The sequence below is a fragment of the Lactobacillus acidophilus genome, assembly GCF_034298135.1.
Taxonomy (GTDB): Bacteria; Bacillota; Bacilli; order Lactobacillales; family Lactobacillaceae; genus Lactobacillus; species Lactobacillus acidophilus.
On sequence record NZ_CP139575.1, the window covers coordinates 145,737 to 159,356 of the forward strand.

Annotated in this window: 14 protein-coding genes; all 14 read left to right on the forward strand. The window is 35.5% G+C overall.

Annotated elements, in window-relative coordinates; all coding sequences use genetic code 11:
* Positions 1-9 precede the first annotated feature (9 nt).
* The 14 genes from SO785_RS00685 (at position 10) to SO785_RS00750 (ending at position 13,609) form a co-directional block, all read left to right on the forward strand.
* On the forward strand, positions 10-459 hold the full coding sequence (locus SO785_RS00685; protein ID WP_003550049.1) for a DUF3290 domain-containing protein: 450 nt from the start codon (positions 10-12) through the stop codon (positions 457-459).
* A 2-nt stretch (positions 460-461) separates the two neighbouring features.
* Positions 462-1,100, forward strand: coding sequence for a DUF421 domain-containing protein (locus SO785_RS00690; RefSeq protein WP_003550051.1), 639 nt, complete (start codon positions 462-464; stop codon positions 1,098-1,100).
* Positions 1,101-1,118: 18 nt separating this feature from the next.
* Positions 1,119-1,919, forward strand: a complete 801-nt coding sequence (locus SO785_RS00695; protein ID WP_003550052.1) for an SIR2 family NAD-dependent protein deacylase — start codon at positions 1,119-1,121, stop codon at positions 1,917-1,919.
* A 7-nt stretch (positions 1,920-1,926) separates the two neighbouring features.
* Complete coding sequence (locus SO785_RS00700; RefSeq protein WP_003550053.1) at positions 1,927-2,883, forward strand: exonuclease domain-containing protein; 957 nt, start codon at positions 1,927-1,929, stop codon at positions 2,881-2,883.
* 9 nt (positions 2,884-2,892) lie between these two features.
* The gene (locus tag SO785_RS00705; RefSeq protein ID WP_003550055.1) at positions 2,893-3,750 is read left to right on the forward strand and encodes a DNA/RNA non-specific endonuclease; all 858 of its coding nucleotides are present in this window, start codon (positions 2,893-2,895) and stop codon (positions 3,748-3,750) included.
* Positions 3,751-3,792: 42 nt separating this feature from the next.
* The gene (locus tag SO785_RS00710) at positions 3,793-5,220 is read left to right on the forward strand and encodes a C69 family dipeptidase (RefSeq protein WP_003550057.1); all 1,428 of its coding nucleotides are present in this window, start codon (positions 3,793-3,795) and stop codon (positions 5,218-5,220) included.
* A gap of 260 nt (positions 5,221-5,480) precedes the next feature.
* Positions 5,481-6,566, forward strand: coding sequence for an ABC transporter ATP-binding protein (locus tag SO785_RS00715; RefSeq protein WP_011254531.1), 1,086 nt, complete (start codon positions 5,481-5,483; stop codon positions 6,564-6,566).
* Positions 6,566-7,432 carry a carbohydrate ABC transporter permease gene (locus SO785_RS00720; RefSeq protein ID WP_003550063.1) on the forward strand — a complete coding sequence of 289 codons (867 nt, stop codon included), beginning with the start codon at positions 6,566-6,568 and terminating at the stop codon, positions 7,430-7,432. The genes SO785_RS00715 and SO785_RS00720 overlap by 1 nt, the downstream gene beginning before the upstream one ends.
* Before the next feature lie 3 nt (positions 7,433-7,435).
* Positions 7,436-8,260 (forward strand): carbohydrate ABC transporter permease, encoded by an 825-nt coding sequence (locus tag SO785_RS00725; RefSeq protein ID WP_011254529.1) that lies wholly within the window; start codon positions 7,436-7,438, stop codon positions 8,258-8,260.
* A complete protein-coding gene (locus SO785_RS00730; RefSeq protein WP_003550067.1) occupies positions 8,244-9,539 on the forward strand; it encodes an MBL fold metallo-hydrolase in 1,296 nt (431 codons plus the stop codon). Before SO785_RS00725 ends, SO785_RS00730 begins: the two co-directional genes overlap by 17 nt.
* Before the next feature lie 53 nt (positions 9,540-9,592).
* A complete protein-coding gene (locus SO785_RS00735) occupies positions 9,593-10,894 on the forward strand; it encodes an extracellular solute-binding protein (RefSeq protein WP_003550069.1) in 1,302 nt (433 codons plus the stop codon).
* A 120-nt stretch (positions 10,895-11,014) separates the two neighbouring features.
* On the forward strand, positions 11,015-11,932 hold the full coding sequence (locus SO785_RS00740) for a magnesium transporter CorA family protein (RefSeq protein WP_021721382.1): 918 nt from the start codon (positions 11,015-11,017) through the stop codon (positions 11,930-11,932).
* 16 nt (positions 11,933-11,948) lie between these two features.
* Complete coding sequence (locus SO785_RS00745) at positions 11,949-12,905, forward strand: serine hydrolase (protein WP_011254527.1); 957 nt, start codon at positions 11,949-11,951, stop codon at positions 12,903-12,905.
* 140 nt (positions 12,906-13,045) lie between these two features.
* Complete coding sequence (locus SO785_RS00750; protein ID WP_011254526.1) at positions 13,046-13,609, forward strand: TetR/AcrR family transcriptional regulator; 564 nt, start codon at positions 13,046-13,048, stop codon at positions 13,607-13,609.
* The last annotated feature ends 11 nt before the right edge of the window (positions 13,610-13,620 follow it).

Here is a 13,620-nt window from a genome sequence, read left to right on the forward strand (position 1 = left end):
GAGTATCATATGACCTTTTACACCATTAATTATATTCAAAATAATCAGAATACAGATCGTGCAATATTCTATATCTTGATGCTTATTGCTGCTGGAGCAATAATTATTTTTACGATTCTTTATTTACGGGATCGTTTTGCTACCAGATATCGTGATTTAGGCATTATCGCATTGCTGTTTTTATTACTATTTGTGGGGACACAATATGAGAAATACACACAAATTAACACGCAGAAGTCACAAGCAACTCAGATTATCCCTTTTATTAAATCTGTTGCTCGGGACGAAAATGTTAAGACAACAGATGTTTTGGTCAGTTCAACTACCTTAGTTAATGGCATGATAGTAAGAATTGATTCAAAAAATATAGATTATCAATTGAATCTTAATGAAGATCGTAATACTTATACGTTGGTGCAGGCCCATGTAATTGATCATAGAGTGGATGTGAGAAATTAATTATGCAATTAGACTACACGCAGCTTTTTATTAAATTTGCCCTTGGTATCTTAACGTTAATTATTCAAATTAATGTTTTTGGTAAAAGTAATCTGGCTCCAACAACAGCTTTGGATCAATTACAGAACTACGTACTAGGTGGAATTATCGGTGGCTTGATCTATAATCCTAGCATTAGCATTTTACAGTTTCTTTTAGTCTTAATACTTTGGACTTTAGTTGTTTTCATCTTAAAATTTAGTCGAGATCATAATAATTGGGTTCGTGGTATTGTTGATGGAAAGCCTGTTCAAGTAATTAAAAATGGTAAAGTTTTGGTAGGAAATTGTATGAAGGCAGGGATTTCTGCTAATGAATTGATGTTTAAACTGAGAAGTCGCGGCATCTATTCTGTAGAAAAGATAAAGAATTGTATTTTTGAACAAAACGGTCAACTCACAATTATTGAAAATGATGAAGATAATATCCGTTTCCCAATTATCAGCGATGGACAAGCGAACATCGATGTACTGGAATTGATTCATAAAGACGAGACTTGGCTCGAGCAAGAAGTTAAAAAAGCAGGTTATAATAGTATCAATGATATCTTTTTAGGCGAATATATCGATGGAAAACTACATTTTACAGGTTATACAAATTAATTAGGAAAAGAGATAAAAATGACAGATTTGACTAAAGCAAACGAATGGTTAAAAGATGCTGATGCTGTAATTGTTACTGCAGGTAATGGTATGGCTAAGGAAGAAGGACTCGACATCTTAAGTGAAGAGAACTTCGATAATCAATTTGGTGAAATTGCGGAGAAGTATGATGTTCATACAATTGGCGACGCTTTAGATAAAGAATTTGATAGCTGGGAAGAGAAATGGACTTTTTGGAGTAAGCTTATCAATGAATACTCTCTCCAATATGAAAAAAGCGAAAATATGAAAGCATTAGAAAAGTTACTTGAAGATAAAGAATACTTTATTGCTACCAGTACTTTTGCTCATTTCTTTGAAAATGCTGGTTTTAATGAAAATCGTATTTTTGATGCTTTTGGTGACTGGACTAAAATGCAATGCTCTAGTGGAATTAATCATGGTCAAAAAGATAACCGTGAAGTAGTAAAGCAATTTTTACAAGGAAAAGGTGAATTGCCAAAGTGCGAAGATTGTGGCAGTCCAATGGAGTTACATATGCCGCTCAATGCTCATTTCTTCCCTGATACTGATGCTAATACACGTTTTCGTTGGTTCTTAACAGGTAATGAGGAGAAGAATGTTGTGGTATTAGAGCTCGGCGTTGATGCAACCAGTCCCCAATTGCTTGATCCAATGGTGAACTTAGTACAGCAATTTTCTAACTGGCACTATATTGCTGCTGATTTAGCTAATGATAATTTGCCTGATGATCTTAAAAAGCGAGCAATTGGTTTTGGTTCTGATACGCATGAAACATTAATGAATTTAACTAAATAGGTGAAAGATGAGTATATACGTAAAGAACGGAATTTTGCATGTTTCTGGTGCGCAAGATAAATTGCGCCAGAAGGGACAAGAAAGACCAGATTTTTTGTCCAATTACACCATGCTTGATATTGAAACAACAGGTCTCAGTCCATATCGTGATCGAATTACGGAACTCGGGGCTGTTAAGGTAAGAAATGGTCAGATCGTTGATCAATACACAAATTTAGTGAAATTCCCTAAGAATAATAAGGTTCCGGCTTTTATTACTAAATTAAATGGAATTACGGAAGAGCAGATTATTAATGAAGGAATTCCTGCGGAACAAGCAATTACAGAGTTTCGAGAGTTTATCGGTGATGATGTAATCGCAGGTTATAACATTAACTTTGACTTGAATTTCTTATATGACTTAAGTCAGAAGTTTAAGTTGCCAATTTTAAATAATGATTATGTTGATGTTTTGAGATTGGCTCGTGCATATTATCCTCGTGAACGTCATAATCGCTTAATTGACTGTATGCAACGTGCAGGAATTGCTAAAGTAGAGCAGCATCATGGGTTAGCTGATTCATTGGATACGATCAAGGTGTATAACGACTTTAGTGAGCATTTTACAGATGAACTTCTTGAAAATGCCCGAAATAAAATTAAAAATGTGGATTTAACTGGTGATGAGGTTGATTATTATCAACTTGGTTATCGTAATCCTGTGCAAAATAAAAAGATTGTTTTATCTGGACATATTCACATGGATAATGAAGATGCTGGCAAGATGATCGAAAATATGGGCGGTAAAAATGTGGATAAGGTTGATCCAATGACTAATTATTTAATTATGGGTGATCATGATTTCTTTAGAAAAGATAATGAAGATCTAAATACTGCCAGAGATTTTATCAAAAATGGTAGCAAAATTAAGCGTTTATCAGAAAGTTTCTTTTTGGGGATGCTTGATGATTGGGCACGGAGTTAGAGAAAAAACATGGCGAAAAGAAAGCGGAAAAAACAAAGTACTGTTTTATCTTCAGCTATTGTAATTATTGCAATTGTCTGGGGAATCTTTACTAAGGCTGGTAGCGATCCAAATGGTACCCAGTTTATCAAAGAAGTAACCGGCAATAGCAGTGAGCATGTAAGCAATACGATCAAGGATGCTTCTAAGAGCAATAAGTATTATGGCGGCTTATCTCAAACAGATTATGATAAGTTAGCCAATTTGAATTTTAAGAGTGGTGATCGTGCTTATACAGAAGTAAACCAAAACCGTTCAACTTTGGTTAAAAGCTCATGGAAAGTTAATCGAGTAATTTACTCAAGTCTTGATTCTTTAAATAGAACTTCACGCCCCAATACAGGATTTTTAGAAAAACGAAATGTTGCAAATGATAGTCTACGTGTACGCCAATTTGTTGAACCTACTGGGTGGCATTATAACCGTCGAAACGGCACACAGATCTATAATCGTGGACATTTAATTGCATATTCTGTCTCTGCCGGTATTGATCAAGATGGTAATTATAACCCGGGAAATCAGTCGGGAGATCAGAACAATCCTAAAAACTTATTTACTCAATCGGCTTTTTCTAATCAAAAAATTCAAACAATTTTTGAAGCGAAAGTTCGTAAAGCTTTACGCCAAAATAAGCGCGTGATTTATCAAGCGACTGCGATCTTTAGAGGCAATGAATTGATGGCGCGCGGTGTAAATTTACAAGCCGTTTCTACAGATGGTACTTTGGATTTCAATGTCTATTTGTATAACGTTCAACCAGGTTACGAATTTGATTATAATAATGGTCGAGCTAAAGTTAATCGCCAAATGCAGGTGAATGAAGAGTAAAATAAGGCTATAGTTTTTTGAAAATAAGAAAGAAGAACACAAATGAAAAAAGATAATTGTACTGCAATCCTAGTAGGTAAAGACGCTTCAATTGATGGTTCAACCATGATTGCTCGTGATGAAGATGGGTACGGCGGCATCAACGAAAAGCTTTTTGTCGTAAATAAGGCTCGTCACTACGATGAAGACTATGTTTCAAAATACAACGGCTTTAAGATGCACCTTGAAGGAGATGGCTGCAAGTGGACTGCTGCTCCAACGGCAGATGATTCAGAAGGTCGCTGGGATGAACAAGGTATCAACGAATATAACGTGGCTATGTCTGCTACGGAAACTGAAGCAACTAATGCGCGTTGCTTAGGCCATGATCCACTAGTGGCAGATGGAATTAACGAAGACTCCATGGTTTACATTACCTTGCCTTTTGTTAAAACTGCTCGTGAAGGGGTTAAGCGTTTAGGCCGCTTGATTGAAAAGTATGGTACTGGTGAAAGTAATGGGATTGCCTTTTCCGATAATAAAGAAGTTTGGTATCTTGAAACTGGTGCGGGTCACCAATGGGTAGCTGCACGTATTCCTGATAATTCTTATGCTATTTGCCCTAACATTATGGTAATTCAAGATGTTGATTTTTCTGATCCTGATAACTTTATGTGGAGTGAAGGTATCCAGGAATTTGTCGAAAAGAATCACTTAAATAATAGTACAGATGGTAGTTTTTCATTTAGAGATATTTTTGGCACCAAGGATGAAGCTGATGCTTTTTACAACACACCAAGAACTTGGTATGGTCAAAAGTTGTTCAACCCAAGTATTGAACAAGACCCAACCAGTCAAGAAATGCCATTTACTCGCGTTCCTGAAAAGAAGATTGGCGTTGAAGATGTACAAAAGTTTTTAACTAGTCACTATAACGGTACGCCATATGATCCAATGGATACTTTCTCATCCGGCAGCGAAAAAGAACAAAAGATGTTCCGTTCAATTGCGTTGGATAGAAACCAAGAATCCAGTATCTTGCAAATTAGAAATGATGTTCCTGCTAAGATTGCTGGTGTTCAATGGGTAAACTTTGGCTTTTATGCATATTCTCCATATGTTCCTTTCTACACGAACATTGAAGATACTCCACTTAACTACAAAGTGGCAGAACATACAGTTGATCCAGATAGCAGTGCTTACTGGCTTTACAAGACTTTGCAAGTAATTGTTGAACCACGTTATCACCAATACATTTATGAAGTAAATGCTTACCGTGATGATTGTCAAAGTTATGGTATTGGTCGTATTGATGAAATCGACGAAAAAGCCAAAGACTTAGAAGGTACTGAATTAATTAATTATTTAACTAATGCTAATGATGCTACTGCTGGTGTAATTACTAAAAAGACTAAGACTTTAATGAGTAATTTAGTAAGACAAGCTTTAAATAGTTCAAAATATCAATTTGAACGTGGTGATAATTTATAATTTTTTTAAAGATCGTGATTATTTCATGATCTTTTTTTGGTACGTACCACAATATTTAGTAAATACGAACAAAAAGACAAAAAAGTAGTTTTTGATTTATAAAATACGAACCAGATACGAATGCTAAGTGAAAAATATTTCATCAATAAGGGATAACTACGAATTTTTTACATGAAATATTTGTGATTTTTGTCCATATAGCTTAGAATTAATAAGGAATTTTATAAAAATAAATCAATATATAGTGGTGTGTGAAACTTATGAATGATGATAGATTCGTGGAGGTAAAGAACCTCAAGAAGGTTTATGACAACGGTCATGAAGCAATTAAAGATGTCAGCTTTTCAGTAAAAAAGGGTGATCTAGTTTGTTTACTTGGACCATCTGGTTGTGGTAAAACAACTATTTTAAATATGCTTGCCGGTCTTCTTAATCCAACAAGCGGTGATATCCTTTTTGATAGTAAGTCTGTTGTTAACGTAGCTCCAAAAGATCGTCAGATTGGCTACGTTTTCCAGAATTATGCTTTATATCCACACATGACAGTACTTCAAAATGTTATGTTCCCTTTAACTGTAGGTAAACATAAGATGCCTAAAGATAAAGCAAAGGAAATCGCAGAAAAGTACATGGAAACTACTCAAATTACCGAATTAGCTGATCAAAAGCCAGGTAACTTATCAGGTGGTCAACAGCAGCGTGTTGCTATTGCTCGTGCTTTAGTTCAACAACCTAAGATTCTTTTGATGGACGAACCTTTAAGTAACCTTGATGCGCGTCTTCGTTTAAAGATTCGTGAAGAAATCCGTAGTTTAGTTAAAAAAGTGGGTATTACTACCTTATTTGTTACTCACGATCAAGAAGAAGCTTTATCAATTGGAGATAAGATTATTCTCTTTAATAATGGAGTAATCCAACAAGATGATTTAGGTCAAAACTTCTATCTTGAACCTAATAATTACTTTGTAGCTAACTTTGTTGGTAATCCTGTAATTGATAATTTTAAGGTTACTGTTGCTGGAGACAAGATTAGCGGTTCAGACTTTGAACTTAATGTTAATGATTTAGATAAAAGTCGTTTTAAACGTGACTTAACAGATGGCGAATATACTTTGTCTATTCGTCCTGAAAATATTTTGCCAGCTGAAGATGGTGCAGTTTCAGCTAATATTGACGATGTTGAATTAATTGGTCGTGAACGTATTTTGAAATTCACTCACGATGGTGTTCAAGCTCGTTCATTAGTTAACCTTGAAACTCCAATTAAAGCTGGAGATAGCATTAAACTTAAGATGCGACTCGACCGATTATTCATATTTGATAAGGAAGGAGAGCGTGTCTACTAATGAAGAGCAATCAAAAGAAAGCTTGGCTCTTTTTAGCGCCAACAATTATTTTTGTTACTTTCTTTAGTATTTATCCAATTCTAAGAGCTTTTGTAATGAGTTTTCAAAGTGGCTCTTTAATTAATTTGAATTGGGCTGGTTTTAGTAACTATCAATATATTTTTAGCGATCCAGAATTTTGGCGCGCTATAAAAAACACCTTGCTTTATGCATTAATTTCAGTGCCTGTTGCACTTGCAATTTCAATCATGTTAGCTTGGTTTATTTTCAGTCGTGTAAAGCATAAGTCATTTTTTGAAACGACTTTCTTTATGCCTTATGTTACTTCAACTATTGCGATTGGTATTGTATTCCGCTATATCTTTAATGGCGAATACGGGATGCTTAACTTCGTTCTTAAAGCATTACATTTACCAACCCCTAACTGGATTGATGATCCTGCGATGTCTCTTACTACCATTATTATCTTTGGTGTGTGGACCTCACTTGCATTTAATATTGTTATCTTGATGGGTGCACTTCGTAATATTGATCCTAATTACTACACAATCGCAGATATGTATGGAGCAAGTGGTACAGAGAAATTCTGGCGTATTACGATCCCCCAACTTGTACCAACTATTGCTTTCTTGCTCACAATGAACATTATTGCTGCATTTAAGATTTATACTTCTGTATATGCTTTGTTCAATGGACAAGCCGGGGTTGGTAATTCCGCAACAACTGCAGTGTTCTACATCTATAACAAGTTCCAAATTGTCGGAACACCAGGTGTAGCAATGGCTGCCACAGTGATTTTATTCTTGATTATTATGTTTGTAACATTCTTACAACGTAAGATGATGAAAAAGATTGGGGGACAGTAAAAAATGAAAAAAATTCGTTGGGGTACTTTAGTTGCCTATATCATTTTGGCACTTTTTGCTATTATCACTGTCTTTCCATTTGTCTACATGATTTTAGGTGGATTGATGAGTTTTAGAGAAACTACAACAATTCCGCCGACTCTTATCCCCAAGCACTTTGAATGGTCAAACTATGCTAAAGTCTTCTCTCAAGCTCCATTTGGTCGTTACTTCTTAAACACCTTTATTACGGCTAGTGTAACTACTATCGTAAGTTTGTTTAACGCCCTTTTGGGTGCATTTGCAATGGTTAACTTAAAGTTTAAAGGTAAGGGTGTAGTTCAAGTTGTTTTACTATCACTTTTGATGGTACCTGGTGAAGCAATCATCTTCACTAACTACAACACTATTGCTAGAATGGGTCTGCTTAATACTTACATTGGTTTGGTATTGCCATTCTTGACTTCCATTTTCTACATGTATTACTTACAAAGTTACTTTGGCTCAATTTCTCCAACCATTTACAAGGCTGCGATGATTAATGGAGCAAGTGATTGGGAATATATTTGGAAAATTTTAGTGCCAATGTCTAAAGGTGGCCTGTTTACTGTTGCACTTTTGAGCTTTATTTCAGGTTGGAATTCATTCTTATGGCCATTATTGGTAACTAATGAAGATAGCATGAGATTGTTAAACAACGGTTTGACTTCATTTGCTTCAGATGCCGGAAGTGAAACACAATTGCAATTAGCAGCTGCAACGTTAACTGTTTTACCGATTTTGATTTTATACTTCATCTTTAGAAAACAAATTATTCGAGGAGTAGTACGTAATGACCTTAAAGGATAAGACAACTGTTACTTTTTATAATGGTTTGACCACAATTGGCGGACCGATGATTGAGGTAGCTTATAATAAATCACATGTTTTATTTGATCTAGGCGAAGTATATCGTCCTGAATTGAATTTGCCTGATGAAAGTTATCAGACATTGATTAAAAATGAATTAATTGGGGATGTACCTAACTTTTATGATCCACAAATTACGGGAAAGCCAATTGATACTGAGCGCTGGGAACATTCTGCAGCTTATATTTCACACTTACACCTGGATCATAGCAAGGCGCTAAACTTATTGGCTCCAGAAATTCCACTTTATGCAGGTCCAATCACTGCTCATTTACTTCCTGCATTAAATGAAAATGGTGACTTCCTTTTACCGGCTGCTGGGCATGATAAGAACTATACTCGTCCAATTATTGCGGCTGAGTATAAAAAGCCAATTAATGTGGGGGATATTACCCTGGAAATATATCCAAGCGATCACGATGCTTATGGTGCTACAGGCTTGATTATTAAAACTCCTGATAAGCAGATTGCTTATACGGGTGATATTCGCCTTCATGGCTACCATCCGGATTGGGTACGTGACTTTATGAAGGCGTCTAAGGGTAGCGATATGTTAATCATTGAAGGAACCGGTGTTTCTTGGCCAGAAGAAAAGCATGATGAAAATAGTGAGGAATTCACTGGTCCTAAAAATGAAGTGGAACTTACTGAAGAGATAGTCCGCTTGCAAAATGCTAACCCTGAACGTCAGATCACTTTTAATACTTATCCAACTAATGTAGAAAGAATCTTGAGAATTATCTCTGATTCACCAAGAAAAGTGGTTTTACATGCTAAGCGTGCCCATCTAATTAAGGAAAGCCTCAAAGAAGACTATCCTTATTATTACTTGCCAGATGATCAAAGGTATGAAGATTTAAATCCTGAACTTGAAGTGGATTACGACCAACTTTTAGCAGATAAATCAAAATACTTATGGCAAGCAGTAAGCGACTATGATAAGCTTCAAAAGGGTGGACTTTATATCCACTCAAATGCAGAACCATTAGGTGATTTTGACCCTGCATACAAGCCATTTGTAGAGCAGTTTGCTAAAAATAATATTGAGTTCAAGGCGCTTCGCTGTTCAGGTCATGCTGATGAAGGAGAACTCAAAGAAATTATTGGCGGGATTCAGCCAGCTGTTTTGGTACCGGTGCACACACTGCATCCGGAGCTGGAAGAGAATCCATTTGGAGAACGGATTTTACCTAAACGTGGCCAAACTGTCACGCTTTAGTGAATCAAAAAATATATTGTTGTTTAGTTTTATTTTTTAGGAGGATTTATCCAATGAAGTTTAGTAAGAAACTTGCTATGGCTGCCGTTGCTACTTTGGCCTTAGTTAGTACTGCTGCTTGTTCAAATGGAGGTAGTAACTCTTCATCTAGTTCAGAGAAGATTCCATCAAAGATTAACAAGAAGACTACTGTTGTTTTCTGGAATGCTATGCCAGGCGTTCAAGGTTCAACTTTGAAGCAATTGACCAATGAATTTGAAAAGAAGAACCCTAAGATCACTATTAAGTTGGAAAACCAAGGTGCTTACAATGATTTACAAGCAAAGATTAACTCAACTTTGCAATCACCAAACAACTTACCAACTATTACTCAAGCATATCCAGGCTGGCTTTGGAATGCCGCACAAAACAAGATGCTTGTTAACTTGACTCCATACATCAATAACAAGAATGTTGGTTGGGGCAGTGCTAAGGCTTCAGGTATTAGAACAGAACTTCTTGATGGTGCTAAGATCAAGGGTACTCAATACGGTATCCCATTTAACAAGTCAATTGAAACTTTGACTTACAATGCAGATATGTTTAAGAAATATGGCATTAAGAAAGTTCCAACTACTATGGAAGAACTTAAGCAAGTTTCAGAAACTATTTACAAGAAGAGTAACCATAAAGTTGTAGGTGCAGGTTTTGATTCACTTTCTAACTACTACACTCTTGGTATGAAGGATGAAGGCGTAAACTTCTCAGACAAGATTAACTTTAATGGTTCAACTTCAAAGAAAGTTATTAACTACTACGCAGATGGTGTTAAGAAGGGGTACTTCAGAATGGCTGGGTCAGACCACTACCTTTCAGGTCCATTTGCTAACGAAAAAGTTGCTATGTTTATCGGTACTTCAGCAGGTGAAGGTTTCGTTAAGCAAGGTGTAGGTAACAAGTTTACTTATGATGTTGCTCCTCGTCCTGGTAAGTACACTTTGCAACAAGGTACTGATATTTACATGTTCAACCACGCAAGTGCTGATCAAAAGGCTGCAGCATTTAAGTACATTAAGTTCTTAACTTCTAAGTCAAGCCAACTTAAGTGGGCTAACGCAACTGGTTACATTCCAGTTAACGACGGCGTTGTAACTTCAAGTGCATACAAGAACGGCAAGAATACTAAGCTTCCTGCTAAGCTTGAAGATTCAATGAAGAATTTATACAGTGTTCCAGTTTCTAAGAACTCAAATGCTGCATTCCAACAATTGAACAGTATTATGCAAAATATTCTTGCTGCAGCACAAAAGGGTCAAAATATTAACAGTCAAATTGATAATGGTAAACAAAAATTTGATGCTGCTTGGAAGCAATAAAACTGAATAGCAATAACTAAAAGCAGACCATATGGCCTGCTTTTTTTCTGCAATCTAGTTCCTAACTACTAAGGAAAAATGTTACCATTTAATAAGCAAATAAAAGTAGAGGTGAGCTGGTTGATTAGACAACAAAATTTCCCCGTGAAAACAAATTACAAATGGTATGATATCAACAACTTGAGTGAGGAAGATAGTGATAAGTTGCAGAGTGATTTTAATTTTACTCCGGATATTATCTCATATATTTCTGACCGTCACGAACGTCCACACTACGACTATGATGTGCATACACGAAGTCATTTGTTAGTTTATGACGTGCCAATTTGGCCAACTAATACAATTAAACACTTTACCTCGCACCCAATTACTTTTTTGGTTGTGGGAGAAAATGTCTTTACGTTTCATACTGAGTCAACCAGCTATGTCTTTGATGAATTCAATGATGAACATATGCGTGAACGACTATCTGAAGCTAAAGACGTAACAGAATTATTGATGATGTTCTTCTTATACTCATCGCAATATTTTCAACGCGCCGTTACTCAGTTAGATGTTGAACGGAACAGTTTGGATCAAAAATTGTCTGATGATATTAATAATAAGGATTTAGTTGAACTATCTAATATTGAAAAAAGTTTAGTTTATTTATCCAGTTCCATCCAAACTGATTTAATGATGCTCCACAGTTTGGATCATAGTAAGTTACTCTTTACCAAAGAGGCAAGAGAACGATTAGACGACGTTCTTATTGAATCAAGTCAATCTGCGGAAATGGTTCAGATTTCCCAGCAAGTTACTAAAACTTTATCAGCAACTTCCAATAATATGATGAACAATAACTTGAACGATACTATGCAGTTCTTAACTGTGTGGTCCTTAGTTTTAACTATTCCAACTATTTTGACTGGATTTTATGGAATGAATGTTAGTCTACCAATTTTGAAGAATTCTTTTGACTGGGTATTAATTATCCTTTTGATGGTAGTATTAATGGTATGGCTAGTCATATTAATGAAGAAACATCATTTCTTTTAAAAGATGAGGAAAATCAATGAAGCATAAAGTATTTGTAGGAGCACTTATTTCAACACTGCTCGCTTTTATTCTGTATTCAGCAAATACGAGAAGAGTTGAGAATGCTAAGTTAAAAGTTGTCGCACCTCAAAGTAGTAAGGTGGTAAAGGATAAGAACAAGAAAAAAGCAAAAGAACCAAGTGTAAAGAAACTTAAGGAACCAAAAGTCAATTCAATTGAATATTCAAATCATGTTACTGCTAAATCGGGTAGCAATAAGAAATTAACTAAAATTATTAAAAAAGTAATGGGACTTGATAATAGTTATCAAATAGTAGTCCAGGATTTGAATAATTCTAATCGTTTTGCAGTGGTTTCTAATACCAATAAATCGCACGATGCTAATAAAGCAATGAAACTATTTTTGCTGATCGCACTTTATGAAAATGAGCAACAAGGTAAGATGGGTTCTAAGACAGCGATTAAGATTAAGAAATCTGATAAAGCCAGTGGAGATCGCATGTTTCAGGTTAATATGGCTTATGGTGTAGCTTATTTGCGTGAAGCAATGCTAAAAGGAAATAAGACTGCTTCAAATGCTTTAATTAGAAAAATTGGTGTTAACAATGTAGATTCAGTTGCTAAAAGAATGGGAGCTACGCAAACCACAATTGCTAAGAACTTTAATGGTAGTTCCTATGGTAAGACAACAGCTAATGATTTAGCTAAAACAATGATTGGTTTGTATCAAGGTCGTGTACTTAATCGTCAGCATGCAAGTAGGGTCTTGAGTACGCTAGCTAGTTCCAAGCCACGTCCAAGCTTAGTTAACGGAATCAGTGGTGGTGTTTATGCGATTGGTGACAATGATTTTGCTGTAGCAATTGTTCAAGGAAGAGGCAATGCTTATTGTATTTCTGCTTGGAGCAGCAGTAATAAGAACTTCAATAAGTTAGGTACACAAGTTAATAATTGGTTTACTAAGAGAAAATAAACAACATTATTCATAGATGCGACAAGGATTAATCCTTGTCGTATTTTTTTCTAAAAAATAAAATATTTACACATTGTAGATTGTATTCTTCATTATGTAGTGATATATTATTTACTATGCTAGGAGAAGGAGGGATGAGAATGGCACAGAGAAGAAATCTTGATTTGAATAAGATTATCGATCAAGCAACTAAGTTGATAAGTGATAAGGGACTCAGTGAGACAACATTACCGACTTTAGCTAAGTCTTTGAATGTTAGATCACAATCCTTATATCATTACGTTTCTGGTCGGAAGCAATTACTCTCACTTGTTGGTGCTAGTCGAATCAAAATTTTACGTCACAAGTTAATGGAGAGCTTAATTGGGATGTCCGGTAGGGATGCGTTGCTTAAGTTTGCAGATATTGTGCGGAATTTTTTATTAGAAGATCCTGCATTGTCGAGTATCTTATATCACTTGAATGAATATCCAAGTGATGCAGCAATTAATCAAGAGATCTTGGCTTTAATTCAATTAGGTGAAAGGCTTAATTTTAGAAAAGAAAGTGTCATTTCATTTCATGCTTTAATTGGCGCTGTATTGGGATATGTCTTTTTGGATAAATCATTATCATTTAATGATGAGACAGAAGAGGAATCTAATCGTCATTATCACGAGATGATTTTGCGTCTTGTAGAACCAGTACCTGATTTACAAAAATAGGGAGGAAAAAA

Bases quoted from the DNA above. Each gene is read 5' to 3' on its own strand.
- SO785_RS00700 (WP_003550053.1), top strand. From the start codon at position 1,927: ATGAGTATATACGTAAAGAACGGAATTTTGCATGTTTCTGGTGCGCAA.
- SO785_RS00705 (WP_003550055.1), top strand. From the start codon at position 2,893: ATGGCGAAAAGAAAGCGGAAAAAACAAAGTACTGTTTTATCTTCAGCT.
- SO785_RS00685 (WP_003550049.1), top strand. From the start codon at position 10: ATGACCTTTTACACCATTAATTATATTCAAAATAATCAGAATACAGAT.
- SO785_RS00695 (WP_003550052.1), top strand. From the start codon at position 1,119: ATGACAGATTTGACTAAAGCAAACGAATGGTTAAAAGATGCTGATGCT.
- SO785_RS00750 (WP_011254526.1), top strand. From the start codon at position 13,046: ATGGCACAGAGAAGAAATCTTGATTTGAATAAGATTATCGATCAAGCA.
- SO785_RS00715 (WP_011254531.1), top strand. From the start codon at position 5,481: ATGAATGATGATAGATTCGTGGAGGTAAAGAACCTCAAGAAGGTTTAT.
- SO785_RS00725 (WP_011254529.1), top strand. From the start codon at position 7,436: ATGAAAAAAATTCGTTGGGGTACTTTAGTTGCCTATATCATTTTGGCA.
- SO785_RS00690 (WP_003550051.1), top strand. From the start codon at position 462: ATGCAATTAGACTACACGCAGCTTTTTATTAAATTTGCCCTTGGTATC.
- SO785_RS00730 (WP_003550067.1), top strand. From the start codon at position 8,244: ATGACCTTAAAGGATAAGACAACTGTTACTTTTTATAATGGTTTGACC.
- SO785_RS00710 (WP_003550057.1), top strand. From the start codon at position 3,793: ATGAAAAAAGATAATTGTACTGCAATCCTAGTAGGTAAAGACGCTTCA.
- SO785_RS00735 (WP_003550069.1), top strand. From the start codon at position 9,593: ATGAAGTTTAGTAAGAAACTTGCTATGGCTGCCGTTGCTACTTTGGCC.
- SO785_RS00720 (WP_003550063.1), top strand. From the start codon at position 6,566: ATGAAGAGCAATCAAAAGAAAGCTTGGCTCTTTTTAGCGCCAACAATT.
- SO785_RS00745 (WP_011254527.1), top strand. From the start codon at position 11,949: ATGAAGCATAAAGTATTTGTAGGAGCACTTATTTCAACACTGCTCGCT.